27 protein-coding genes are annotated in these 26,655 nt (G+C 37.9%); 3 read left to right on the top strand and 24 right to left on the bottom strand.

From position 1 onward, the window contains the following. Positions 1-77: 77 nt before the first annotated feature. The 9 genes from FBT53_RS02590 to rsgA form a co-directional block, all read right to left on the bottom strand. Positions 78-812: a hypothetical protein gene (locus tag FBT53_RS02590; protein WP_136949601.1), complete on the bottom strand. Its 735-nt coding sequence runs from the start codon at positions 810-812 to the stop codon at positions 78-80. 11 nt (positions 813-823) lie between these two features. After that, complete coding sequence (locus tag FBT53_RS02585) at positions 824-1,390, bottom strand: RNA polymerase sigma factor (protein WP_136949600.1); 567 nt, start codon at positions 1,388-1,390, stop codon at positions 824-826. Between the two features lie 115 nt (positions 1,391-1,505). Next, the gene (locus tag FBT53_RS02580) at positions 1,506-2,483 is read right to left on the bottom strand and encodes a polyprenyl synthetase family protein (RefSeq protein WP_136949599.1); all 978 of its coding nucleotides are present in this window, start codon (positions 2,481-2,483) and stop codon (positions 1,506-1,508) included. Positions 2,484-2,605: 122 nt separating this feature from the next. Further along, the gene (gene rlmN / locus FBT53_RS02575) at positions 2,606-3,643 is read right to left on the bottom strand and encodes a 23S rRNA (adenine(2503)-C(2))-methyltransferase RlmN (RefSeq protein ID WP_136949598.1); all 1,038 of its coding nucleotides are present in this window, start codon (positions 3,641-3,643) and stop codon (positions 2,606-2,608) included. A gap of 83 nt (positions 3,644-3,726) precedes the next feature. Then, positions 3,727-4,776: a tRNA preQ1(34) S-adenosylmethionine ribosyltransferase-isomerase QueA gene (queA, locus tag FBT53_RS02570; protein WP_136949597.1), complete on the bottom strand. Its 1,050-nt coding sequence runs from the start codon at positions 4,774-4,776 to the stop codon at positions 3,727-3,729. Positions 4,777-4,857: 81 nt separating this feature from the next. Continuing rightward, the gene (locus tag FBT53_RS02565) at positions 4,858-6,087 is read right to left on the bottom strand and encodes a 3-phosphoshikimate 1-carboxyvinyltransferase (RefSeq protein WP_136949596.1); all 1,230 of its coding nucleotides are present in this window, start codon (positions 6,085-6,087) and stop codon (positions 4,858-4,860) included. 44 nt (positions 6,088-6,131) lie between these two features. Continuing rightward, positions 6,132-6,458, bottom strand: a complete 327-nt coding sequence (locus FBT53_RS02560) for a nucleotide pyrophosphohydrolase (RefSeq protein WP_136949595.1) — start codon at positions 6,456-6,458, stop codon at positions 6,132-6,134. Between the two features lie 17 nt (positions 6,459-6,475). After that, on the bottom strand, positions 6,476-6,928 hold the full coding sequence (gene dtd / locus FBT53_RS02555) for a D-aminoacyl-tRNA deacylase (RefSeq protein WP_136949594.1): 453 nt from the start codon (positions 6,926-6,928) through the stop codon (positions 6,476-6,478). Continuing rightward, the gene (gene rsgA, locus FBT53_RS02550) at positions 6,928-7,881 is read right to left on the bottom strand and encodes a ribosome small subunit-dependent GTPase A (RefSeq protein WP_136949593.1); all 954 of its coding nucleotides are present in this window, start codon (positions 7,879-7,881) and stop codon (positions 6,928-6,930) included. Before rsgA ends, dtd begins: the two co-directional genes overlap by 1 nt. A 101-nt stretch (positions 7,882-7,982) precedes the next feature. Here rsgA and FBT53_RS02545 point away from each other — a divergent pair, with 101 nt between their 5' ends. Continuing rightward, complete coding sequence (locus FBT53_RS02545) at positions 7,983-8,426, top strand: hypothetical protein (protein ID WP_136949592.1); 444 nt, start codon at positions 7,983-7,985, stop codon at positions 8,424-8,426. 73 nt (positions 8,427-8,499) lie between these two features. Here the strand turns inward: FBT53_RS02545 and FBT53_RS02540 are convergent, their stop codons facing one another. The 6 genes from FBT53_RS02540 to FBT53_RS02515 all read right to left on the bottom strand — a co-directional run bounded on the left by FBT53_RS02540 (position 8,500) and on the right by FBT53_RS02515 (position 15,461). Next, positions 8,500-9,174 (bottom strand): head GIN domain-containing protein, encoded by a 675-nt coding sequence (locus FBT53_RS02540; protein ID WP_136949591.1) that lies wholly within the window; start codon positions 9,172-9,174, stop codon positions 8,500-8,502. 115 nt (positions 9,175-9,289) lie between these two features. Then, positions 9,290-11,380 (bottom strand): DUF5723 family protein, encoded by a 2,091-nt coding sequence (locus FBT53_RS02535; protein WP_136949590.1) that lies wholly within the window; start codon positions 11,378-11,380, stop codon positions 9,290-9,292. A 154-nt stretch (positions 11,381-11,534) separates the two neighbouring features. After that, positions 11,535-12,617 carry a bifunctional 3-deoxy-7-phosphoheptulonate synthase/chorismate mutase type II gene (locus tag FBT53_RS02530; RefSeq protein WP_136949589.1) on the bottom strand — a complete coding sequence of 361 codons (1,083 nt, stop codon included), beginning with the start codon at positions 12,615-12,617 and terminating at the stop codon, positions 11,535-11,537. An 11-nt stretch (positions 12,618-12,628) separates the two neighbouring features. Further along, positions 12,629-13,489, bottom strand: a complete 861-nt coding sequence (locus FBT53_RS02525; protein ID WP_136949588.1) for a prephenate dehydrogenase — start codon at positions 13,487-13,489, stop codon at positions 12,629-12,631. 2 nt (positions 13,490-13,491) lie between these two features. Continuing rightward, on the bottom strand, positions 13,492-14,634 hold the full coding sequence (locus FBT53_RS02520) for a pyridoxal phosphate-dependent aminotransferase (RefSeq protein ID WP_136949587.1): 1,143 nt from the start codon (positions 14,632-14,634) through the stop codon (positions 13,492-13,494). Next, a complete protein-coding gene (locus FBT53_RS02515) occupies positions 14,631-15,461 on the bottom strand; it encodes a prephenate dehydratase (protein WP_136949586.1) in 831 nt (276 codons plus the stop codon). The genes FBT53_RS02520 and FBT53_RS02515 overlap by 4 nt, the downstream gene beginning before the upstream one ends. Before the next feature lie 389 nt (positions 15,462-15,850). On the opposite strand from FBT53_RS02515, the gene gldA reads away from it, so the two are divergent. Continuing rightward, complete coding sequence (gene gldA / locus FBT53_RS02510; RefSeq protein WP_136949585.1) at positions 15,851-16,747, top strand: gliding motility-associated ABC transporter ATP-binding subunit GldA; 897 nt, start codon at positions 15,851-15,853, stop codon at positions 16,745-16,747. On the opposite strand, the gene FBT53_RS02505 is transcribed toward gldA, so the two are convergent. Both FBT53_RS02505 and FBT53_RS02500 read right to left on the bottom strand, forming a co-directional pair. Beyond that, on the bottom strand, positions 16,734-17,129 hold the full coding sequence (locus tag FBT53_RS02505) for a group III truncated hemoglobin (RefSeq protein WP_136949584.1): 396 nt from the start codon (positions 17,127-17,129) through the stop codon (positions 16,734-16,736). The two genes, gldA and FBT53_RS02505, sit on opposite strands and share 14 nt — an antisense overlap. A gap of 1 nt (position 17,130) precedes the next feature. Beyond that, positions 17,131-17,412 (bottom strand): hypothetical protein, encoded by a 282-nt coding sequence (locus tag FBT53_RS02500; RefSeq protein ID WP_136949583.1) that lies wholly within the window; start codon positions 17,410-17,412, stop codon positions 17,131-17,133. 164 nt (positions 17,413-17,576) lie between these two features. Here FBT53_RS02500 and FBT53_RS02495 point away from each other — a divergent pair, with 164 nt between their 5' ends. Continuing rightward, the gene (locus FBT53_RS02495; RefSeq protein WP_136949582.1) at positions 17,577-19,010 is read left to right on the top strand and encodes an aminotransferase class V-fold PLP-dependent enzyme; all 1,434 of its coding nucleotides are present in this window, start codon (positions 17,577-17,579) and stop codon (positions 19,008-19,010) included. A gap of 1 nt (position 19,011) precedes the next feature. Here FBT53_RS02495 and FBT53_RS02490 read toward each other — a convergent pair whose 3' ends face one another. The 7 genes from FBT53_RS02490 to FBT53_RS02460 all read right to left on the bottom strand — a co-directional run bounded on the left by FBT53_RS02490 (position 19,012) and on the right by FBT53_RS02460 (position 26,644). Next, entirely contained in the window at positions 19,012-20,055 is a 1,044-nt protein-coding gene (locus FBT53_RS02490) for a serine hydrolase (protein WP_136949581.1), read from the bottom strand. A gap of 1 nt (position 20,056) precedes the next feature. Beyond that, positions 20,057-20,824 (bottom strand): head GIN domain-containing protein, encoded by a 768-nt coding sequence (locus tag FBT53_RS02485; protein ID WP_136949580.1) that lies wholly within the window; start codon positions 20,822-20,824, stop codon positions 20,057-20,059. A gap of 9 nt (positions 20,825-20,833) precedes the next feature. Next, positions 20,834-21,934, bottom strand: a complete 1,101-nt coding sequence (locus tag FBT53_RS02480) for an acyloxyacyl hydrolase (RefSeq protein ID WP_136949579.1) — start codon at positions 21,932-21,934, stop codon at positions 20,834-20,836. Between the two features lie 63 nt (positions 21,935-21,997). Further along, a complete protein-coding gene (gene metF, locus FBT53_RS02475) occupies positions 21,998-22,951 on the bottom strand; it encodes a methylenetetrahydrofolate reductase [NAD(P)H] (protein ID WP_010519095.1) in 954 nt (317 codons plus the stop codon). Continuing rightward, positions 22,948-23,190, bottom strand: coding sequence for a hypothetical protein (locus FBT53_RS02470; RefSeq protein WP_136949578.1), 243 nt, complete (start codon positions 23,188-23,190; stop codon positions 22,948-22,950). Before FBT53_RS02470 ends, metF begins: the two co-directional genes overlap by 4 nt. Then, complete coding sequence (locus FBT53_RS02465) at positions 23,190-26,297, bottom strand: vitamin B12 dependent-methionine synthase activation domain-containing protein (RefSeq protein ID WP_136949577.1); 3,108 nt, start codon at positions 26,295-26,297, stop codon at positions 23,190-23,192. The genes FBT53_RS02470 and FBT53_RS02465 overlap by 1 nt, the downstream gene beginning before the upstream one ends. Then, a complete protein-coding gene (locus FBT53_RS02460) occupies positions 26,294-26,644 on the bottom strand; it encodes a four helix bundle protein (protein WP_136949576.1) in 351 nt (116 codons plus the stop codon). Before FBT53_RS02460 ends, FBT53_RS02465 begins: the two co-directional genes overlap by 4 nt. Positions 26,645-26,655: the final 11 nt, after the last annotated feature.

The raw sequence follows: 26,655 nt of genomic DNA, 5'->3' as shown, positions 1-26,655 counted from the left end.
TTGTTGATTTAGACCAGTATTTGGCCACCCTCTGAATTAAAGAGGGCAGCTAATACCAATGATTGATTGATGAATAATTACTGATTGCGTTCTGCAACGGCCGTACGTACCTTAAAAAAGCCGTCTTTTAATTTATCAAAAACTTTATCCCTAAAGCTTTGGTCCAGCTCCGTTTCTACTTCTGCCAACAAAGCAACGGCATCTACCTTACCATTTGGACGCAGTATTTTTTCTTGTAAGATTTCTTTTTGGGCATTTAACAGTAATGAGTCTATTTCAGAATCCAATAAACTAGCGTTCTGAGATGCTTCCAAAGCCGTTACCTTTGCCAATACTTGTGCCAACTTACCGTTAACCAAACTATCTAGCTGCTGGTCTTTTACCGGTATTGCTTGTGCCAACTCTTCTTTTTTAGGCGGCATAACTTGTTCAACATTAGACTGTTGTTTCTTTATCACTATTTCTTTTTCTCCCTTGACTTGTATTTTAGTTTCTTGCGCAACAACAGTACTCTCTCCAACGGTTTTAGTAGTTGAAATTTTAACTTGTTTCTCTCCTTTTTGATTCGTGTTGGAATTTTTCTCCACTTCCACAAGTTGGGTAGGACTATCAAATTCCACATTTGATACCTTAAAATACGTAAAGAGGCCCAACGCCACCATAACAGTTGCTGCTACAGCCCACCTAATAGCCAATGGTTTATTATTTGCAGGAGCATCTAATTGTGATGCGATTTTATCCCAACTGTTAGCTGCGGGCTGCAGCTTTCGTTGCTCCAAGGTATTTTTAATATGTTTTTCTAACTTATTCATTTCTAATTCTTTTACTGCTGCATGGTTCTGTTATCAAATTCTTTTTGCAGCTTAAGATTTTCTTGTAATTTTTTACGAGCTTTAGATAATTGCGATTTAGAAGTACCAACGGTAATATCTAGTAATTCTGCAATCTCCTGATGTTTGTACCCCTCTACCGCATACAAAACAAAAACCATCTTGTACCCCTCTGGCAAAGCATCAATCAGTTGTTGTACATATTCCACATCTAGTTCCGTGTTGGAATAGTAAGAAGGTCGTTGTTGTTCAAAAACCTCATCGTCATACACTACAAATTGTTTTTTGCGTAAATAGGTAATGCTCTCCCTAACCATAATTCTACGAACCCAACCCTCAAAACTTCCTTTAAACTCAAAAGATTGCAAACCTTTAAAAACCTTTACAAACGCAGTTACCATAACATCTTCTGCAAAATGCGCATCTTTAATGTATTGTCTACACACACTCAACATTTTAGGCGCAAATTGGTCATAAATGGCCTGCTGGGCATCTCTATTTCCTTTTTGTGCCTTTTTTATGAGCAACTTTTCGTTAGTATAAAAAGGTATAATCTTCAATGTGTTTAGATTGTCTTCTATAACTATAGACGTAGAAACATTTAAAAGGGTTGCCTAAAATTATATTTTAGAAAACTATTTTTAGCAACTATCTGAAAAAGAAAGTGGTAAGCAGTTATTTTTTTCGCTCCACTACGTAATTAACCATTAGAGTTAGTGCATCTTTATAGGGAGAATCCGGGTAGTCTTTTAGTAGGCCAAGCGCTTCATCTTTAAATTCCATCATCTTGACAATAGCATATTCCAGACCGCCGGCCTCTTTTACGTAGGCAATGACTTCTTTTACGCGCTTCTTGTTTTTATTATGATTTTTGATGGAATTGATTAACCAGCGCTTTTTTTCTTTTGAACTTTGGTTGAGTGCATAAATCAAAGGCAAGGTCATTTTTTGCTCTTTTATATCGATACCTGTTGGTTTACCGATGCGTTCCTCACCGTAATCAAACAAATCGTCTTTAATTTGAAACGCCATTCCGCACAACTCACCAAACCGTTTAAATATAGCAACCTCTTTAGATTCTGGCCTTACCGAAGCCGCACCCATACTACAACAGGCAGCAATTAATGTTGCCGTTTTTTGACGAATAATCTCGTAATAAACTTCCTCGGTAATATCCAGTTTACGGGCCTTTTCTATCTGTAACAACTCACCCTCACTCATAGAACGTACAGATTCTGAAATTATCTGAAGTAAATCATAATCGCCACGTTCCAAAGAAACCAATAACCCTTTAGAAAATAGATAATCGCCCACTAAAACAGCAATCTTATTTTTCCATAAGGCGTTTATAGAAAAGAAGCCACGGCGTTTGTTGCTATCGTCCACCACATCGTCATGTACCAAACTGGCCGTGTGGATAAGTTCAATGATGGAGGCGCCTGTATAGGTGCGTTCTACCACCTCGCCTTTGTTTAGCATCTTTGCGGTTAAAAACACGAACATAGGTCGCATTTGCTTACCTTTTCTATTTACAATGTAGTAGGTTATTCTGTTGAGTAGCGCTACTTTAGAAGACATGGATTCATGGAACTTTTTTTCAAAAAGTACCATTTCTTGTTCTATGGGTTCACGTATTTGCGCTGCTACCTTCAATGAATTTAAAAAAATTGTATGTTTGATTCTGGGTGTCAAATGTAGGGAAAATGGCTAAAGCAGACACACTCATTTGCCAGAATTAAGACCGCTGTTGCATTTCTTTAGATGAACGTTAAGAATTAACTTTTATTTGCCAACTGCCCACATGCCGCATCAATATCTTTTCCGCGAGAACGCCTAACCGTAACCGTGATGCCGTTTTTCTCTAAAGTGGTAATATATCTATTTAAAGCATCATCAGAAGCTTGTTGAAATTCACCATCATCTATGGGGTTATATTCTATTAAATTTACTTTGGAAGGTGCAAATTTGCAGAACTTAACTAAGGCGTCTACGTCTTTCTGCGTGTCGTTAATGCCCCGCCACACCACGTACTCATAGGTTATTCTATTCTTGGTTTTGGCATACCAATACTCCAACGCTTCTCGTAAATCTTTTAGTGGAAAGGTACTGTTAAATGGCATAATAGCGGTTCTAACCTCATCTATTGCAGAGTGCAGGGAAACCGCAAGTTTAAAACGCACTTCTTCATCTGCCATTTTTTTAATCATCTTGGGCACTCCGGAGGTTGAAACGGTAATACGCTTTGGAGACATACCCAAACCTTCCTCTGAGGTAATCATATCAATAGCCTTAAGCACATTATTATAGTTCATTAAGGGTTCTCCCATCCCCATAAAAACAATATTACTCAAAGGCCTATCATGGTACAATCTACTTTGATTATCTATAGCCACTACTTGATCATAAATCTCATCTGGATTTAAGTTGCGCATACGTTTAAGCCGTGCCGTGGCACAAAACCGACAGTCTAAACTGCACCCAACCTGACTAGAAACACAAGCTGTAGTTCTGGTTTCTGTAGGGATTAAAACGGACTCCACCACCAAATCGTCATGCAACTTTACTGCATTTTTAATGGTACCATCCGTACTCCTTTGCATTTGGTCTACACGGATGTTGTTGATGGTAAAATTGGCTTCCAGCATATCTCTAGTTTCTTTAGAGATATTGGTCATACCTTCAAAAGAATGTGCAGATTTTTTCCAAAGCCACTCATATACCTGGTTACCTCTAAAAGCTTTATCCCCTTGAGCTACAAAAAAATTACGCAATTGCTCTTTTGTTAATGCCCTTATGTCCTTTTTATCTGCCATCCGTGCAAAGGTAAGAAAGTAAAATTCCTGCCCAGACATGCATCCAGACAGGAATTATTTATTATAATAAGTATGTTTTAAACTTAGATAATCAACATAGCATCACCATAAGAGTAAAAGCGATAGCTCTCTAATATAGCTTGCTTGTATGATTTCTTCATTAAATCGTGCCCCATAAAAGCAGAAATCATCATTAATAAAGTAGATTTTGGCAAATGGAAATTAGTTATCATGCAATCTGCAATGCTAAAATCATAAGGAGGAAAGATGAATTTATTGGTCCAACCTTCAAACGTATTTAATGTTCTTTCTGAAGAAACTGCACTTTCTAAACCTCTCATTACCGTAGTCCCTACTGCACAAACACGTTTTTTATTGGCTTTAGCATTATTTACGATTTCTGTAGCTCTTTCATCTATCACCAATTCTTCGCTATCCATTTTGTGCTTAGATAGGTCTTCTACCTCTACGGGGTTAAAGGTACCCAAACCAACGTGTAAGGTTACCTCTGCAAAATCTACCCCTTTAATTTCTAAACGCTTTAATAAGTGTTTGCTAAAGTGCAAACCAGCTGTTGGCGCAGCTACTGCACCTTCGTGCTTGGCATAAATGGTTTGGTAACGGTCTTCGTCTTCTGGAGTAACCTCTCTTTTGATATACTTAGGTAACGGAGTTTCTCCTAGTTCTCTAAGTTTTCTTCTAAAATCGGTATAAGAACCATCATACAAGAAACGTAAGGTTCTACCCCTTGATGTAGTGTTATCTATAACCTCGGCCACCAAACTTTCGTCATCACCAAAGTATAATTTATTACCAATACGAATTTTACGTGCAGGGTCTACCAACACATCCCAAAGACGTTGCTCTTCATTCAATTCTCTCAATAAGAAAACTTCAATTCTAGCTCCTGTTTTTTCTTTGTTACCAAAAAGTCTTGCAGGGAATACCTTGGTATTGTTCAATACCATAACATCTCCTTCATCAAAATAGTCTATCATATCCTTGAACATGCGATGTTCAATTTTACCGGTTTCCCTGTGGATGACCATTAATTTGGACTCATCTCTGTTCTCTGCAGGGTACTCTGCTAGTAACTCTTTTGGAAGATCAAAATTGAAGTTAGATAATTTCATCTGGGTCTTAAGATTTTTTTTAAGGATGGCAAATATACAATCTGCAGCTAGGGGTTGTCAAGTAAATAGCAATTTAAATCCTTAAACTTCTGATACTTTAAAGCCTACACGCTCCATATCTTGCCAAAAATCGGGGTACGATTTGGAAACTACCCCTGCATCGTTCACAAAAAATGACGTTTTTAATGCCAACGGAGCAAAGGCCATCGCCATTCTATGATCATTGTAGGTATCTATAGCAACATCTGATTTCATGGTTGTGGTTGCCTCTAATGTTAAACTAGCATCGGTTATGCTTACTTGAGCTCCAAATTTTTCTAGCTCGGTCTTCATTGCAGCTAAACGATCCGTTTCTTTGATGGGTAATGTATGCAGACCGGTTAAGTAACATTCCATTCCGAGTCCATAGCAGGTTACGGCGATGGTCTGTGCTATATCTGGCGCGTTCGCTAAATCTAAATCTATTTTTGCAGGCAGTTCTTCTGTTATTTTTTTTAGGTTGATAGTATGCTCACCATAAGTAGTTTCTACACCAAATTCTTTATAGATACTAGCTAAAACACTATCTCCTTGCAGGGAGTGTTCTTTATAAGCACTGAGTTGAATTTGACTATTGATTGGTGATAAGGCCACAATACTGTAAAAATAACTAGCCGCGCTCCAGTCAGACTCCACAGTTAAGGTTTTACCCGTAACTTCTTCCTTTGGCATCACCTCTATGACATTATCTTTAAATGTAGATACAATACCAATTTCATCTAACAAGCCCAAAGTCATTTTAATGTAAGGCACGGAAGTAATTTTACCTACCAATTCAATTTCTAATCCGTCTGGCAAACTTGGCGCTACCAGAATTAAAGACGAAATATATTGACTACTAATATTAGCTGGCAAACTTACCCTGTTCTTAGCTATCCTTTTCCCTTTTATTTTTAATGGCGGATAACCCTCATTAGCCACGTAAGTAATATCTGCACCCAAACTTTTAAGTGCATCTACTAAAATTTTAATAGGGCGTTCTTGCATACGCTTTGAGCCTGTTAAGGTAACTCCTTTCCCCTCTTGCGTAGCAAAATAAGAGGTAAGGAAACGCATTGCGGTTCCTGCATGATGAATATCTACCACCCCAGAGTGCTTTTCCAAGCCTTTTTGCATTACTTGAGCATCATCTGAATTGGAGATGTTTTCTATTTTTAGATTAGGAAACAAGGCCTGTAAAAGTAACAACCTGTTAGTCTCACTTTTAGAACCTGTAATCTGTATTTCTTTATCCAGCAGTTTATTCTCTGGAGCAGTTAAATGTAGTTTCAATCTTATTGATTTTTATTCACAAGAGCTAAGAAACAAAGATAGTCTTATTTAAGCTTTTCATTGTTGTGATGGCGGTCATGATCCCGCTGGGTTTTCAAATCCAACTTTTTTTCAAAAGCTTGTTGTAAATTCACTCCTGTTTGGTTCGCCAAACACAAAACTACAAAGACTACATCTGCAAGCTCTTCTCCTAAATCTTTGTTTTTGTCCGATTCTTTTTCGCTCTGTTCTCCATACCTGCGCGCAATAATACGAGCTACCTCTCCAACTTCTTCTGTAAGTTGCGCCATGTTGGTTAGTTCATTAAAATAACGGACTCCATGGTTTTTTATCCACTCGTCTACGGCTTGTTGTGCGTCTTGTATGTTCATAGTTTGTCTAAGTTTACTTACTCCCTATTTTTAGAATCAATAATTATAGTTACGGGCCCGTCATTAAGCAATTCCACTTTCATATCTGCACCAAAGATACCTGTACCTACTTTTTTTTCTAATTCTTGCTCAAATTGGTGTACAAAAGCCTCGTACAAAGGAACCGCAATATCTGGCTTTGCAGCTTTTATATAAGTGGGCCTATTTCCTTTTTTAGTACTGGCTTGCAAGGTAAACTGACTAACTACAATGGCATCCCCTTTGCTATCCTTCAAAGACACATTCATGACACCGTCAGCGTCATTAAAAATGCGAAGATTTACTATTTTTCTGCATAGCCAGGCTATATCTTCTTGGGTATCATCTTCCGTAATACCCACCAAAACCAGCACCCCATGCCCAATTTTAGAAATAACTTGTTCTTCTACTGTTACTGAAGCTTTAGAAACACGCTGTACAACAGTTTTCATTATTTATCTTTATAAATATCTACCCGATAGTTTTCGTCTAAATCTTCAGTAAGCATTTGTACATAACTACGATACCTGCTCCAAGAAACTTCATCCTTATCCAAAGCTTCTTTCACGGCACATTTAGGCTCATCTAAGTGCAAACAATTATTAAACTTACATTCGGATTTTAAAGCAAAAAATTCGGGAAAATAGTCTCCTATTTCATCCTTTTCCATTTCTACAATACCAAACCCTCTTATTCCTGGCGTATCTATAATGCTTGCCCCAAAAGATAAGTCGTACATCTCTGCAAAAGTGGTGGTGTGTTGGCCTTGTAAATGCTGTTCAGATATTTCTGCTGTTTTTAATTGCATACCTGGTTCTAAGGCATTTACTAGTGTAGATTTACCAACTCCAGAATGCCCAGAGAACATGCTTACTTTATCTACCATCATAGCTTTTACCAAATCTACATTCTTGCCTTCCTTAGCAGAAATTTCTAAAACCTTGTAACCTATGTTTTTGTATAGTTCCATTAGGTATGCTATCTCTGCCCGCTCTTCTATAGCGTAGGTATCTGCTTTATTAAAGAGCAACACTGCTGGAATATCATATGCCTCAGCGGTCACTAAAAATCGGTCTATAAAACTAGAGAACGTAGTAGGATTATTCAAAGTCACCATTAAAAAAACCTGATCTAAATTGGCCGCAATAATGTGTACTTGTTTAGATAGATTTACAGATTTTCTAATGATATAATTCTGACGCTCTTCAATTTTATGAATTACCCCAACGGTTTCGTCCCCCTTATTTTCTAGTTTGAAATGGACGCGGTCCCCAACGGCAATAGGATTGGTACTTTTAATCCCTTTGATACGAAACTTACCCTTAATCCTACATTCATAAAAAATACCCTCTGCGGTTTTTACGGTATACCAACTTCCGGTAGATTTATAAACGATGCCCTCCATACAATTGTAATCGTAACTTTTTATTAAAGAACAAAGAAACAATTTTATTGAGGATTACCCGTTGCAATAAGCATCAATATTAATCATCAAAACATATCAACATGAAAAAACTAGTATTTTTTATCGCATTTGCATTAGTAAGCACATTAAGCGCTTTTGCACAACAGTACAAAGTAGTTACCAGTGTAGAATCTATTGTACCCAACGGTTTGGGTAGATCCAGAATAATTAACGCCCTAGAAGACAAGGATTACAAAGAATTTACTTCTATACAAACAGAAGAGGACAATACCAGGAACAAATCTAAAAGAGATGAAATTCGTGTTAAGAATTTTGCAGAAACCAAGCTATTAAACTTCTATAATATTGGTGGTATTCGTTTTCAAAACATTGCAGCGAACGATGCTCTAATCACTTCTATGATTAATGATATGATTGCGGAAGGATGGACCTTAGAACATGTGATAAGTGCCGTTGAAAGTGAAGGTGGTAAAGGTGATGGTCAAGGTATTTTTATTACCCGTTACATCTTTAAAAAAGGTTAATCCTAAAACCTGATATTGAAAAAGACTCCCCAAGGCAACCTTGGGGAGTCTTTTTTATTCGTACCTATTTGTGTTAGTCCACAAAACGGATTCTACCACCTACAAGTGTTTTTTTATTAACTTTTTTAGGATTACCGTACACATCTACATCCCCGCCAGCACGCACATTTATAGCAACACTTTCTGATGCAAACAACTCTGCTTCTCCACCTGCAGAAATTTTTATGTCTGTATCTGCTGTGCGCAGCTCTCTCCCTTCAAAAATACCACCTGTATTTAGGACAATGGACTGACTTTCTGCTAAGCCAGAGGCCTCAATAATACCGCCAGTAACCGCGCGCATTTCTACATAATTGACTTCCATACCAATGGTAATTTTAGCGCCTTCTTGCACACGCACCTCTAATTTGTTTTGACTCACCAGTTCATTACAAACTATTCTAGCACCTTCATTACCATCTATAACATCTATATCTTTGTAGTACACCTCTATAAAAGTGTCTTCTCCCCTAAACTTTTTGTCCAATTGCATGCGAAGCTTTAGCACTCCATTTCTATTGGTCCAGGTAATATCTTCTACGTTTTTACCTTTAATAATAATCTTATCCTCATCAGATTGTATCAAGTTTACTTCTATCAAATCAAATACTTTGATTTCGTCAAACTCCCCCACCTCACTTTCTATCATACGTTGGGCAAGACCTGTAAAACTTAGCGCAATGCAAACTAGTGTAATTATTTTTCTCATGATTGATTGGATTTTTTCCCTATTTATCCTTAAAGATGCTAAACTTTTGTCATTGTTACAGTTGTATATAAAAAAAGCCCGGGATTTACCGGGCTTTTTATTTTAAATACTTTGACTATTGGGCCAAGTTAATCTCCACACGTCTATTTTTCTTTCTACCATCCTTATACATATTGGTGGCAATTGGCTTACTCTCCCCATAGCCAATAGCAGTTAACCTTGCTGGAGAAATACCACCATCTATTAAAAATTGTAACACAGCTTGCGCTCTCTTCTCAGATAATTTTTGATTGGTAGCCTCTGAACCTATGCTATCCGTGTGCCCCTCAATGGTGAAATTTGCATTAGGGTATTCATTTAAAATACCTATGATATCTACCAATAAAGGTGTTGACTCATCTTTTAATGTTGATTTACCTGTATTAAACAAGATAGTTTTTGCATACTCGTTCAAAGACTTTTGAACCTCAGCCGTAACCACCGGTTCTGGACAACCGTTATTGGCTACCGTACCCATTTCATCAAGACATTTATCGTCTTTATCAAAAACTGAATCTCCGTCACTATCTGGCCAAGGACAACCATTATTCTCTACCGGTCCGGCTATATCTATACATTGATCTTCATTATCTAACAACGTATCACCATCGGTATCTACCCAAGGACAGCCCTTATTTTCTACAGGACCTGCCTGCTCAGGGCATTGATCCTCATTATCTAAAACAGAATCACCATCGGTATCTCCCCATGGACAACCGTTATTTTCTACTGGACCTGCCTTTTTTGGACAACCATCTTCTTTATTTGGAATACCATCACCATCTGAATCTTTGGGTTGACCATAATACACTGGAATTTTTAATCCAGCATACACATCTGCTCCTTGTATTTCATTCTTTGTAAAGGTAGAAATCAAAGAACCCGACCCAAGATAAAGGGGACCGGCACGCAAGCCTGCACCAACCTGTAAACCACTGTATTGATAATTGCTTACTGGCAAATAAAAACTAAACCACTTGCTCTCAAAACGTGGAGTCAATGAAAATACGTTTGCAGTTCGCAAATTATTTTCCCCTGCAGAACGCATGGAAATATCAGTATTGAAGTTTAGATAAAAATGATTTTTAATATTCCAATCTGCATTAAAATGTAAGGCTGTTGGCAAACCTGCTTTTAAATCTTCTGTAGTTTGTGTAAACGTGTATAAGTTTTGTAAATCATCAGAATCCTCAATATTATCATAATCATCTTGGGTAATGGTATTATTTATATTGTAAGAATCTACCAAGCTACCCTTATAGTTTACAGCACCAACATCTGTAAGTGACAAACCAAATTTTAGTTTGTACTTATTTTTATCTTTCATGACGGTTTTTTCTCCGTCAGCATCTGTCACCACGTAATCTTGATAATCTGGTCTCCACTCATAAACAAAACCAAGGTCAAACCCTAATCCATTGGCATCTGGCACCTCATAATCGTAATCTTCAACATCGTACTGGTCAGCACGCCCATAAATCAAATCTCCTGTAGATTCTAAAGTTCCGATAGTAGAATTATCTGGTAATGTAGCGCCATCCGCATCATAATCAATGGTAACATTTCTACCAGTTACATATGCGTTTCCAAATCCTTTTAAATATTTTATTGATAGACCACCTTTTAAAAAATGTTCTTCTTTATTCATCAACTCTTGGGCATATGTAATGCCAACTTCTGCCCAACCATGACCAGCGGCAAAAAAATCACCTTCGTTTACCAAAAAATCTTGACTTTCATCAATACTATCATCCAAGTCGTCAATACTTTCCCCATTAAATTCATTACCCGTCACAAAACTTCTTGCTCTGGTAAATATGGCGATAGAAGATTTTTTACCAACATTGAACATAAATGACGGACCTAATACATCTGCATTACCAGAAAAGTTATTGTTATCAGAAAGCGTCAATAACGCATCTGTATCATAATCAAAATCGCTGGAAACCAAATCTGAAAACCCTACTCCCACATAATCATTAGCCAAAAAACCGCTAGCGCCTATTAAATTGATATCTGTTTTAAATCGTGAATCTGCTATGTTTGCAGGGTTAGAAATTACACTGTTTACCCCACTGTAATTGTCTGTTAAATAGCCAATATAAGACTGAGCCCTCATGGCAATTGATACTATTAACAAGAAGGTAAGCGATACTAGTTTCTTCATATTTTTGATAGATTAAAATGGTTGATTATACCTCTAACTGGCTATTATTTAGAATTTTATAGGAATGTAACTTTTTTCTTACATTTTTAAAGGTCAAACATAAAAAAACATCCGCATATTACGGATGTTTTGTATTTATAAAGTTATGTTACTCTTAACCGTTTACTATCTTTTCTTGGTGATTGATAGATTCTTGGTGGATAGCTTTGAACATACGAAGCACAAACTCTTCACTTAAGCCTTTGCTTTCCCCTTCTAAAATCATTGCACCTAAAATTTGATTCCATCTGTTCGATTGAAGAACAGCAACATTCTTCTGTTTTTTAAGCTCACCGATACTATCAGAAACCTTCATTCTTTTACCTAAAGTCTCAATCAACTGGTTGTCTATCACATCAATCTGTGCTCTAAGGTTACTCAATTGCGCATTATATTCCGCCTCTGAATCACTCTCTTTTCTGATCTTTAAATCCCTCATAATTTGAACCAATTTTTCTGGAGTAACTTGTTGAGCGGCATCACTCCATGCATTATCTGGATCATGGTGTGTTTCAATCATCAAACCATCAAAATTTAAATCTAAAGCCGTCTGAGAAACATCAAAAATCATATCTCTCTTACCTGTAATATGCGATGGATCATTGATTAAAGGTAAATCTGGAAATCTATTCTGGAATTCAATAGCCATTTGCCATTCTGGTATATTTCTATACTTGGTCTTCTCATAGGTAGAGAACCCTCTATGGATGGCTCCTAATTTTTTAATCCCTGCCGTATGCAAACGCTCTATACCACCTAACCACAAGGCTAAATCTGGGTTCACAGGATTCTTTACCAAGACTATTTTATCTGTTCCTTTTAAGGCATCTGCCAACTCTTGCATTATAAAAGGACTCACCGTAGAACGTGCACCAATCCACAGCATATCTACATCATGCTCCAAAGCCAAATCTACGTGTGCTTTATTGGCAACCTCCGTAGCGGTTTTTAAACCTGTCTCTTCTTTTACTTTTTGCAACCACTTTAGTCCAATAGCGCCTACTCCTTCAAAATTTCCTGGTCTTGTTCTTGGTTTCCATATACCGGCACGGTAATAATTTACATCCGTATCTTTAAGCTGGTGTGCAATTTTAAGCACCTGCTCTTCGGTTTCTGCGCTACATGGTCCTGCAACTACTAAGGGATGTGGCAACGCCATATCATCCAACCATTTCCTCATCTCTTTTGAATTTTCCATAATCCTAATCTCTATTTTTTAGTAAGTGGTATTCCGTTTAATATTTGTTTTATTCTATTGGTATTGTTCATTTCTTTATAAAGTCCATCAAAATCATCATCCTCCATCATTTTTTTAAAGGATTCCAAGTTATTAATGTACTCGGTTAATGTTTCTAACACATTTGCTTTGTTTTGCTCAAAAATTGGTGCCCACATTGCAGGGGAACTTTTGGCTAACCGCACCGTACTCTCAAATCCACTCCCAGCCATGTCAAAAATATCACGCTCATTTTTTTCTTTCTCAATAACCGTCTTTCCTAACATAAAGGAACTAATGTGTGACAGATGAGATACATAAGCTATATGTTTATCATGATTATCCGGATTCATGTACCGTATTCTCATGCCTAATTTTTCAAATAAGGCCAAAGCCTTTTCTTGTAACTTAAATGCGGTCTGCTCTACCTCACAGATAATATTGGTTTTGCCATTGTATAATCCACTGATTGCTGCAGATGGCCCAGAATACTCGGTACCTGCTATAGGATGGCAAGCCAAATAATTTCTACGTTTTGGATGTTCCGCTACAACCTTACAAATTTGTGCTTTGGTAGAACCAGCATCAATCACCACTGTTTCTTCCCCAACATAGTCTAGGATGATGGGTAACTCTTTAGCCAAAACTGTTACTGGAATAGCTACAATTACCACATCTGCATCTGCTAAACCCTTATAGGTGGTAGCCGCATCTATTAAACCCAAATTGATAGCTTCTTCTATATGCGAAGTATTTGCTTCTATACCCTCTATGCGTACTTCTGGATGCGTTTCCCGAATGTCTTTTGCGAAAGAGCCTCCAATTAAACCAATGCCAACTACAACTACTTTCATGTTTAGAATCTTTCTATGGCTTCTTGTATTTTCTCTTCTTTTACGCAAAGCGAAAAACGAATATATCCCTCACCGTTTGTTCCAAAAATGGTACCTGGCGCAATAAAAATATTCCTATCGTACAACACCTCATCAACAAAACTTTCTGCGTCTTTGACACCTGCCGGTAGTTTGCACCAAACAAACATACCAACAGCATTGGTATCATAGGTACACCCCAATTTATCTGCTAATTGATAGATTAAAGCTCTTCTTTTTTGGTAGATCTCGTCTAAAGCTTCAAACCATTCCTTACCGCTTTCTAAAGCAGCTACAGCTCCTTTTTGAATACCATAGAACATTCCGGAATCCATATTGCTCTTTACCTTAAGTACTGCATTAATGTAATCAGCATTCCCCAATAGCATTCCTACACGCCAACCTGCCATATTAAAAGTTTTGCTCAATGAATTTAATTCCAAGGCCACTTCTTTTGCCCCTGGCAGGGATAACATACTTGTTGGGTTATTGGCCAAAACAAAACTATACGGATTGTCATTCACCAATAAAATAGAGTTGCGCTTGGCAAATGCCAATAGTTCTTGCATTTGCTCGGTGGTTGCGGTTGCTCCTGTTGGCATATGCGGATAACTCACCCACATTAATTTAACCTTGCTTAAATCTTCTTTCTCCAGCGCTTCCAAATCTGGAAACCATCCATTCTCCGCAGTTAAATCGTACGTTTTTGGTACTGCTTCTACCAATTTGGTAACCGATCCATAGGTGGGATATCCTGGGTTGGGCAAAAGCACCTCATCTCCCACATTTAAAAAGGCCATGCTAATGTGCATAATCCCTTCTTTAGACCCCATTAAAGGCAATACCTCTGTATTGGCATCTACCGATACATTAAATTTATCTTGATAAAATTTGGCAATTGCCAATCGTAATTCTGGTAAGCCCTGATAACTCTGATACTGGTGCGCCCCTGCATCTAAAATAGCTGCACTTAGTGTTTGTAACACCTTAGGCGAAGGTGCCAAATCTGGACTACCTATGCCCATATTGATTATGGGCTTCCCATCTGCCATAAGACCACGCACCTCTCTTAATTTTCTAGAGAAGTAGTACTCTTGTACCGAGTTTAATCTGTCTGCCGTTGTCATTTTATCAATGCATTTTTATATTCTCCCAATACCCTAAAATCTTCTGCCATTATTTCTAGTAAACTTTTCGCTTTAGCAAAATTTTGATACGCATCAAAAGTTACATCTACAAAAAAAGCGTACTTCCAAGGGGTTTCAATTACGGGTAGGGATTGTATTTTAGTTAGGTTTAAATGGCAATCGCTCATCACATTAAGTACGGTTGCCAAACTACCTCTTTTATGGTCTGTAATAAACCTAAGAGACGCTTTGTTAATTGCTTCCTTAGGCCATTCTTTGTTCTCCTTTTTCAGGATAATAAAACGCGTAGCGTTATTTTTTATGGTTTGTATGGCCGGCGCTATAATTTCTAAATTATACAACTCGGCAGCTACATCTGGGGCAATTGCGGCTACATGCGCTAATTGATTTTCTTGGATTTGTTTTGCTGTTTCTGCCGTATCCACATCTTCTACCAATTTAATATGGTCGTACTGCTTTAAAAAATCCATGCACTGTAACAAAGCCATAGGGTGGGATCGCACTTCTGTAATTTTAGAAATATCTTGCCCTTTTAACACCATTAAATTATGGTTAATGTTTAGATATTGCTCCCCTATAATGTGCAAATTATTATGGTAAACTAAATTGTAATTGGGAATTATGCTCCCCGCAATAGAGTTTTCTATGGCCATTACCGCTTTGTCTGCAGTACCATCTAGAACGCTGGCCACCAACTTATCAAAAGACATGCACTCTACCAAACTAATGGCATCTCCAAAGTAATCTTTAGCTACCTTGTGATGGTTACTCCCTTTTATTCCCTGTATGGCTATTTTTAAATCCATTGCAAAAAAAAAGTCCCGAATTTAACATCGGGACCTTATTGTTTTATTTAGTTACATATAGCTAGAACAGTCCCGTACCTCTTTGGAAAAAGAAGTAAAAATAAAAACGGTTCCAGAAATATAATTTGCTCATCTTGTTGTAAATGTTTGGCTAAGATTACCCTTTCTTTATGAATGACAAAGTTAATTTTTTAATTTTTAGAATTTTTAACAAAAACTACATTATTGCTGATTTTTATTACACAAAAATGCCGATTTATTATTAAAATCGCATAGCAACAGACACTTTCCACAAAGTATATCTTACAAAACCACCTATTTTCAATTATCCTAAAATTCACTTCTTAAAAAAATAAGTAAAACGTACTTTTGACAGTAAATACCTGTATATGTCCATAGTTGTAAAAGATATTGTAAAAACTTACGGTGAACAAATAGCCCTAGACCAAATCTCCTTTTCTATTGATAAAGGAGAAATTGTTGGCTTTCTAGGTCCAAATGGTGCTGGCAAGTCTACTATGATGCGTGTATTAACCACTTTTCACGCTGCAGATACAGGTAGCGCCACTGTAAATGGTTTTGATGTTACTACACACGCCAAAGACGTACAAGCCAGTATTGGCTTTTTACCGGAACATAATCCTTTATACCTAGACATGTACGTTAAAGAATACCTTATGTTTAATGCACAGATACATAAGGTAAAAAAAGAGCGTATTGCAGAAGTTATAACACAAACGGGATTAACACCAGAGGCCCACAAAAAAATTGGCCAACTTTCTAAAGGGTATCGCCAACGCGTTGGTCTTGCCGCTGCTTTGTTGCACGACCCTGAGGTATTAATTCTAGATGAACCTACAACTGGCCTAGACCCTAATCAGCTTATTGAAATAAGAAAACTAATACAGGAAATTGGTAAAAATAAAACCGTGATGCTTTCTACCCATATTATGAAAGAGGTAGAAGCCGTTTGCGACCGAGTTATCATTATAAACAAAGGAAAATTAGTGGCAGATAAATCACTAGAAGATTTAAGACAAACGGAACAACAAATTATAGAAGTTGAGTTTGATTACCGTGTGGAAGATGTGCTATTACAGAAGCTTCCGAATGCCGTGCATGTTAATAATACCGGTGGTTTTGTCTACGAAATTACTTTTGACACTCAAAAAGACATGCGCCCTGCTGTATTCGATTTTGCGCATGACAATCAGCTTAAAACTTTACAATTAAGTCGTAAAAACAAAAATTTAGAAAGCCTATTTACCGAGCTTACATCTGCCTAAGTTTACGGTGTTCATAAATCTCAAAAAACATACGCACACTCATATTTCTTGCGCGTTGTTTGGCTTTTTCTGTAACTGTGCCTTCAAAATGACTATCTAGGGTAGCAATCCAATGGCGCAGCCAAATTCCAAAATGATAATTGTCAATGGCTCCCTTAAACTTTGCATCTACTTCTGCGTGCACCAACAGCGGGTTTCCCAAATATTTTTGTTGGTAAAAGAGGTTGCTCTCCCAAAAGTCCGTGAGCTTATCTAAATGAGCAGGCCAATCTTTTATGGTCTCATTAAAAAAATGACCTATCTCTTTATCTTCACGCACCCTATCGTAAAAGCGATGCACTAGAAGAGCAACATCTTCCCTAGAATTTATGTCTGTTTTCACCTTATATTAAATTAGCCCCCAAAACTAGGCTACTTACTAAAAGGCTCAAAATAAAAATATTAAAAGTGATTTTAGATGGTAACTGTGCCAAAACCGCTGCATTAAAAGACATGCACCCCATCACTACTAAAAACAATTGTACCATCTGGTAAATACCAATGCCTTGCATTAAAACTGCCATTGCAGCAACAGAACCCAAACAGCTTTGTGCTATAATAAAGATGCTAGCATATCCTCTTTCGTTTTTTCTATACTCCCCTAAAAATTCGTTATACGTTGTCATACCTGATTATTTTAATTATGCTGTAAAAGTATCTGGGTTTGCTTAGGTAAAATATGATATATATCAGCTAACCTCATCTTTCTATGTTCTTTTAAAAGAATACTGCAGTAAAGTTTTATTAGGCTAGGGCGATGGGTATCTTTGCAAAAAATAAATTCTATTACATGAGCACGTCTAATCCACGTTTGGAACTGTCTAAAGAAGAGATGAAATCTTTAGGGTATGAAATTGTTGACGCCATTGTGGACCATCATTTGACCCAAGATAAAAAGCTACCGGTAGCTGTAGGTACACGTGCAGAAATGGATTCTATTTTTTTGGAAGAAGCCCCAGAAAAAGGAATGGACGCACAAAAGGTGTTAGAATTTGTTTTAAAGAATGTTATGGCCAATAGCACCTTGCTTTCACACCCTAAAGCCTATTCTTTTGTACCTGGGCCAAGTAACTATGTGAGCGTTATGGCAGATGCATTGGCAACCGGTTTTAATGTTTTCTCTGGCGGATGGTCAGCATCCCCTGCAGCCGCAGAGCTAGAGATTATTACCATACAATGGCTGTTAAAGATTTTTGGCTTCCCTAAAAAGAAAGGCGGTGGAATTTTTACCTCTGGTGGTTCTATGGCCAATTTAACCGCTTTAACCACCGCCCGTAATATAAAATGTGGAAAGGACTTTTCTAAAGCCGTAATTTATTTATCAGACCAGGCCCACAGTTCTAATATAAAGGCCATTCGCGTAATTGGTTTTAGCGAAGAACAAGTACGGATTATACCTACGGATAGTGAATTTAACTTCCCAATTAACAAACTAAAAAATGCCATTGCCAAAGACCGTTTAGCAGGTTTACAACCGTTTTGCCTAATTGGCACCGCCGGCACCACTAATACAGGAACAGTAGACCCATTAACAGAATTGGCTACCATTTGCAAGAAAGAAGATATATGGTTTCATATTGATGGTGCCTATGGCGGTGCGGCTATTTTAGCACCTAAAGGTAAAACGGCGCTAAAAGGCATAGAAAAAGCAGATTCTGTTACCATTGACCCACATAAATGGTTGTACCAACCTTATGAAATGGGATGTTTATTGGTTAGAAATCACAAACATTTAAGCCACACCTTCACAGAAAAACCAGAATACCTGCGAGATGTAGAGGGAAATACCTCTGAGATTAATTTTTATGATTTAGGCATACAGCTTACCAGACGTTTCCGCGCTTTAAAATTCTATATGTCTATCAAAACCTACGGTTTGCAATCCTTTCGTGATGCTATTGCGTACAATATGGACTTGGCAGAACAGCTAGAAGAACAGATGCGAAAAAGTAGTCTGTGGGAAATAGTACACCCGGCAACCTTAGCTATTATCAATTTTAGGTACAACCCCATCGGCAAGAATTATTCTGCTAAAAAGTTAGACAAGCTTAACCAATATATATCTGAGAAGGTAGTTAGCTCACAAAAGGCATTATTGGTAACCACCATTTTAAACAATCAAATTGTGTTGCGCATGTGTTTAATTAATCCACGTACCACCCTAGCAGACGTACAAGAGACGCTAGACCTTTGCGAAGCTTTTGCGGCAGAAGCCGATACATAAATTAGGCTATTTTGGTCAAAATATCATCCCAAAACGGTTGCACCTTGGGGTCTGTACAATTGGTTAGTAAAACCGCGACCAGTTGCTGTTCTGGGTAAACGAATAAATTGGAATAAGCGCCAACACTGTTGCCAATATGGCCAACATAATTTCTACCCAAAACATCTTGACTTACCTGAAAACCTAATCCGTAATACGTGCTTTTTCCATTTACCACTTGGGCGGTGAGCAATTCTTTATACGTTTCTGGTTTCAGTATGGTTTGCTGCAGTAGTTCTTGTCCCAATTTGGCAATATCCGCACTCGTAGACAAATAACCACCACCTGCAAGTTTGTAATAATTATCCACCTCACTTGCCGCTCTAAAACCCATGCCACAACGGGTAAAAAACGGCACAGTATCTACCACCTTTCTTGGAGATTTAGTTTGATGCATTTCTAACGGAGTTAGAATTTCTTTACTTACATATTCTTCAAAAGGCATTTTTGCAGCATTTTGTAGGGCAATAGCGAGTAAAACAAAATCTAAACTGTTGTACAAATACCCTTTTCCGGGTTCAAAAACCAAGGGGTCGTCTTTAAAAAAAGTAATACTCTCTGCTATCTCCCATGGCTTGTTCCAAGCATATTCCTTACCCTTGTAACTACGTATTCCCGCGGTGTGACTTGCCAATTGCCTAAGCGTAAAGTCATATTTTTTTTTAGGATAATCAGGCACATGCTTGTAAAAAGAATCGTCCCAAGAAACCAAGCCTTGCTCTACCATTTTACCAAATGCTAATCCCGTTATACATTTAGAAATACTAGCAATTCTAAACATCGAACGCTCGGGCTCAATGGCTTCTTGCTGCAGGTTGTTATTGGTATAGCCTTTCTGTAAATAAACTTTTCCTCCTTTGAGTATGGTAACAGAAATACCTGGCACTTTATTTTCCAAAACCAAATTGCCTAAAGCAGAATTTACATAGGATTTTCCTTCCAAGTTAGCCAGTGATACTGGTTTTTTACGGCTAAAAATGCCAAAAAGGGTATTCCACCAAGCCATACTAGTCTTTAAAAATAAGTTTACCTCTAAATTCTTCTGTTATCCTAACCGTTTCTGGCCTATTAAAACTTAGTACATCTCCATAGCCTCTAATAACCCCAATTAGGCGTTCTTGGGGATTTACCAAAATGTCATTGGAACCCCTATGGTTTAGATTTACATTGGTAGTTATAAGTTCTTGCGCTTCAATACGCGTATCTCCAGCCGCCACAGTGATATCAAGGTTGGTAGAATTGCCTTTTAGATTGAAGTAAGCAATTCCGTTTACCACTATAGACACGGTTGTGGTATTTAAATCGAGTTCAAAAGAACCATCGGTAGTTTCTGTATCTGGATTATTAAAACTTTCCGAGACCAAGCGTAGCGTAGGATAACTTAACACGCCATCACTAGAAATGGTAAGCCCGGTGCTGCTTCGTATTTCCTCTATATTGGGTGCTGTAACATATACCGTAGACAATCCATAATCCCGAAGCAGGTTACAGCCATTTTCATTCTGTACAATTAAACGCCCCTCTTCAACTTCCGCAGAAATTTCATTTAAAAGATATTCCCCTGATTCTATGACAACTTTCTGTTCTGGCCCTTGTTTAAGTACTAAGTTCAGTTGCTCAAATACAGTTATCTTGGTAAAGTTGGGCAAAGCAACTTCAACCTGTTGCAAATCGCCTGCATTTTGAAAACAATCCGCAGCATCTTGTGAATTACAACCTAGAAAGATAAGCACCATCGCACTATAAAAAACCACTATTAATGTTCTTGTCTTCATCATCCTAAATTATAATCGTACTCCAACACCAAATTCCAACGCCTCTGCGGCCGCACCATGAGATTTTAAGGTAACTGCACCAAAAACCTTATTGCCAAAGTAACGTTTTAAACCTACTCTATTGTAGACTTTACCTTCAAAATCAAAAGGATAGTACACATAATAGCCTAATTGGGTAACCACACTTAGTTTGTTTACAAACAGCTCATGCCCCAGATATAATCCTACACGTTTGTAATCATCATCTACCTGAACATCCATTTCTGGAAAAGAAGTTGCTTGAAACGCAATAAGTTCCTTTAAAAAATTAGAAAAGAAAGCATCTGCCCCAAATTGAATAGCGCTTTTTCTTCCCAGACGTTTGTCTGCATATGCCGATGCAATTATAAAACCATACTGGCCACTATTTACCACATCGCTCTCATTAACGCCGCCACGCAAAACCAAATTCCACTTAATTGGTTCCGTATATTTTGGTTCCTTATCATACGTAATAAAATCTGGTCTATCTTCTGCATTTAAATCGTACGTAACACCCACATTGAACGCAAAAGTATTGGTAGAGGTGTTGGGTGCCTTGAAATTAGCATTGGAATAATGGATCAAAGACAAACCCGCCTTAACACCAAAACGGTCAATAAGTCGCTCTTTGTTGTAATTAAGCATTACCATTGTAGAACTCAATAAATGAGAACCGTAGGCATTGTTCCTAAAGTTATTGGCTTTATCGTACGGATTGGTATTGTAGCTAATGCCCTGTGCTACTCTAAACTGTAAATTGCGTTTAAGAAAATAGAAATTGTAATGCGCATAGAGCCCAAAATGCTCTCCTAGAGTAGCACTGTTCATATCTTGATACACAAAGGTGAAACCTGTATCTGGATAACCAAAATCTGCTTCCCACTTTTGTTTGCCAAAGCGTTTTCTATTGAATCCTAAAATAACACCGCCCGGATGGTTGGTAATTAAGTGCGAAATATCTGTATTATGTAATAGTACAGAACCATAAAACTGATTGGCCTCTAGTACAAAATGTGGAGCATCTTGTTTTTGCTGTGCCCTAGCGCATAACGGCAAAACCAAGAAAAAAAGTATCCAAGCTTTTTTCATAAGCCCCCAAAGGTATTTAATACTAGGGCAATCTACCAAAGATATGCACAAGGGTTATGTTAATTAAAACAAGGCGGCCGCAATAGCTTTAATATTGCTAGATTTACCCATAGAGTAATAATGCAATACAGGAACGCCAGCATCTTTTAATTCTTTAGATTGCTGTATGGCCCATTCTATACCCACTTGCCTTACCGCTTTGTTATCTGGGCAAGCCTCTACCGCATCTATTAAATCTTCTGGTAAATTTACCCAGAACACTTGTGGCAACAAACGTAAATGCTTTTGAACGGCCAATGGCTTTATACCTGGTATTATGGGAATGGTAATACCCATAGCCCTTGCGGCATCTACAAATTCAAAATACTTTTTATTATCAAAAAACATTTGGGTTACCACATAGTCTGCCCCTGCATCTACCTTTTCTTTTAATCGTTTTAAATCATTTTGAAGACTTGGAGCCTCCAAATGTTTTTCTGGATAACCCGCCACACCAATACAGAAATTTGGTGTATGCTCCATCTTTAATTCATCAATTAAATACTTACCTTGGTTTAGAGCTGCAATTTGTTCTACCAAACCTTTAGCATAGCTATGCCCACCTTCACAAGGACTAAAATATTGCTCTCCTTTCATGGCATCCCCACGTAGCGCCATAACATTGTCTATCCCCAAATATTGGCAATCTACCAACATATATTCCGTCTCCTCTTTTGTAAAACCGCCACATAATACATGGGGCACGGTATCTACATTGTATTTGTATTGTAAAGACGCACAAATACCAACGGTACCCGGACGCATACGTGTAACCTTTTTCTCCAAGAGGCCATTTTTTTCTATGTAAACGTACTCTTCCCTAGAGGTAGTAACGTCTATAAATGGAGGTTTAAACTCCATTAACGGGTCTATATTATCATACAAATCTTGTATGTTTTTCCCTTTTACCGGAGGTACAATTTCAAAACTGAATAACGTTTCTCCCTTGGCGTTTGCTATGTGTTCGGTTACCTTCATAAGGATTTCAACTTATTTTTTATGATTTCATAGTCCTCTTCATATTCCCAATAAATCCACCTACCATCTAAATAATCAGTAAGGATGTATTTTTCACTCAAAGATTTAATTCTTGCAACGGAAACTGTTTTCTTCGAAAATCCTTCTACCACTATGTGTTCTTCAATCTCTTTGTTATTTTTATCAAATCCATGACTAATAACAAAACTACCTAAAGACAATTCAATAAACTTTTCCATTAGCTTTCAGCGATATTAGGGGCCAACCATCTTTCTGCAATGTCCTTTTCTATACCTTTTCGATTGGCAAAATCGTGCACTTGGTCTTCTTTTATCTTTCCTAAACCAAAGTATTTTGCTTCTGGATGCGCAAAATAATAGCCACTTACACTGGCCGCAGGCCACATGGCCAAACTATCTGTTAATTCCACACCAATAGTTTCTTTTACCTGCATCAATTCCCATATGGTTAGCTTCTCTAAATGATCTGGACAGGCAGGGTAACCCGGTGCAGGGCGTATACCACGATAACTTTCTTTGATTAGTTCCGTATTGTCTAAATTCTCTGCATTAGCGTAACCCCAATACTTGGTACGCACCTCTTTGTGCAAATATTCTGCAAATGCCTCTGCCAAACGGTCTGCCAATGCCTTGACCATTATACTCGAATAGTCGTCATGTGCAACCTCATACTTTTCTGCTAATTCTTTGGTTCCAAACCCTGCCGAAACACAGAAACAGCCAATATAATCTTGTAATCCACTTTCCTTTGGTGCAATAAAATCTGCTAACGCGATATTTGGCACTCCATCTCGTTTTTTGGTTTGCTGCCTTAGCGTTCTAAAAACAGTGGTTTCATTACCTGGTACGCCCAATTCAATGTCATCATCGTTTATCTGATTGGCAGGAAACAATCCAAAAGTGGCTTTTCCCTTTAGCAATTCTTGTTCTACTATTTCTACGAGCATTTTCTGCGCATCTGAAAACAATTCCGTTGCTTGTGCACCAACCACCTTATCTTCTAAAATGTCTGGATATTTACCATGTAAATCCCAACTTCTAAAAAACGGTGTCCAGTCTATAAAGTCTACTAGCTCTCGCAAATCAAAATCTTCTAAAACCGTAGTTCCTAGAACCTTTGGTTCTACAATGTCTTCTGGCTTAAAATCGATTTTTAGTTTATTAGCTCTAGCCTGTTCCAAAGTCAGAAATTCTTTATGCTTGGAACGATTCAAAAACTTTTCCCTAAAGCTCTCGTAATCTAGCTTTACCGATTTTTTATAGGTATCTGAAGATTCTTTTTGAAGTAAATCGCCCACCACGGTTACCGCTCTAGATGCATCATTTACGTGCACAACGGCATGTTTATACACCGGGTCTATTTTAACTGCGGTATGTGCTTTACTGGTAGTTGCCCCACCTATCAATAAGGGTACATTAAAGTTTTGGCGCTCCATTTCTTTAGCCAAGAAAACCATCTCATCCAAAGAAGGCGTAATTAATCCGCTAAGACCAATAACATCTACCTGTTCTTCTATAGCACGATTGATAATTACCTCTGGCGGTACCATCACTCCTAAATCTACAATCTCATAATTGTTACAAGCCAATACCACTGATACGATATTTTTACCAATATCGTGCACATCGCCTTTTACCGTGGCCATTAAAATCTTACCAGCCGGAGCCCCCCCCGCCCCCTGTGGGGGAGCTTTTAACTCGGTTAAAATTTTATCTAATACATTATCAATTCCCGATAACACTTCATCATTAGTAAATCGTATTACTTTATAGCCCTGCTCTTCTAACCAATTTGTTCTCTCTAAATCTGTTTTTTTATTCTCTGGTAATTGATGATGAAATCCATCTACTTCAACAATCAAATTGCGTTTTAGGCAGATAAAATCTGCTATAAATTCACCAATAATATGTTGTCGCCTAAATTTAAAACCATCCAAATTCTTATTACTCAACGCATTCCACAGCAAGGCCTCTGCTTTAGTTGGTTGATTACGCATTTTCTTAGCGTATTCTTTTAAAGCACCATACAAAACAGGATTTGCAGTTTTCCAGTGCGACTCCCCCTTTGGGGTTTGGGGGGCTTTTTTTGATTCTTCTATATAAGGCTCTAAATAGGCAACCGCTTTTTTCATTACCCGAGCAGATTTTACTACCTGCGGCAAGAACATTTTACCGCTTCCGAACAAGTCGCCCACCACATTCATACCGGTCATTAAATTGCCTTCAATAACGTGCAATGGTTTTGCTGCCTGTTGTCTGGCCTCTTCTACATCTTCAATTATATATTGGTCAATACCTTTTACCAAGGCTCTGGTAATACGGTCTTGCAATGGCTCTTCTCGCCACGATAAATCTACCGTGCTTTCTTTGGTTTTTCCTTGAAAGGTTTCTGCAAACTCCAATAACCGCTCTGTAGCATCGTCCCTTCTATCTAAAATCACATCCTCAACGTGTTTTAAAAGATCTTTAGGGATATCATCATAAACCTCTAACATAGTTGGGTTTACAATACCTATATTCATCCCTGCCTTGATAGCATGGTATAAAAACACAGAATGCATGGCTTCCCTAACGGGATTATTACCCCTAAACGAGAAGGAAACGTTGCTTACCCCACCGCTTACACTACAATACGGCAAGTTTTGGCGCACCCAACGTGTAGCCTCGATAAAATCGATTGCGTTTTTTCGGTGTTCTTCCATTCCCGTGGCTACAGGAAAAATATTTAAATCGAAAATGATGTCTTCTGGAGCAAATTTTACTTTATCTACCAAAATTCGGTACGAACGTTCTGCTATTTCTATTCGTCTTTCATACGTATCTGCCTGCCCAACCTCATCAAATGCCATGACAATCACGGCCGCACCGTATCTCTTAATCAATTTGGCGTGGTGTATAAACTCTGCCTCCCCTTCTTTTAAGCTAATGGAATTGACGACACATTTACCTTGCACCACTTGCAAACCGGCCTCTATAATTTCCCATTTAGAACTATCTATCATTATAGGCACACGGGCAATATCTGGCTCGGCGATTATTAAATTCAGGTACTTTACCATGGCAGCCTTACCATCAATAAGACCGTCATCCATGTTAATATCTATTATCTGTGCGCCTCCTTCTACCTGATGCCTGGCAACATCCAAAGCTTCTTCGAACTTTTCTTCTTTTATTAAACGCAAAAAACGCTTAGAACCAGCCACATTGGTGCGCTCCCCTACATTTATAAAATTACTTTCTGGGGTTATGACCAAAGGTTCTAGGCCTGATAACCTAAGAAAGCGTTGGTCGTTATTCGTTTTATGTTGTTCGTTTGGCAAACTCATAACTTTCTATGGTAATTAATAAATCCATTGAGTAATTTTTTTACTCGTTCAATTTCACCTAAGATTTCACTTTCATCGTGCGAAAGATATTCTAAATCTGATGCTAAAATTGTTTGAGTTTCTAACTCAAACAAAGAACCTCTGGCGATACTCAAGAAATTAATCGTGTCCTTTGCAGTCTGTCTTACACAACCCTCGGCTATATTTGAGGAAACCGAAACGGCACATCTACTAATTTGAGAAGTAAGCCCATAACTTTCATCATCAGGAAAATCCTTAGAAAGCAAGTATATTTTCTTAACTAATTCTCTAGCTTGCACCCAAACATCCAATTCTTTGTAATCCATCCTTTCGAGCT

Origin of the sequence: Flavobacterium sp. ASW18X (assembly GCF_005144745.1) — a bacterium.
Lineage (GTDB): Bacteria > Bacteroidota > Bacteroidia > Flavobacteriales > Flavobacteriaceae > Croceivirga.
The sequence above is the reverse complement of the archived record's forward strand: the minus strand, read 5'-3'. Positions and strand labels throughout refer to the sequence as shown.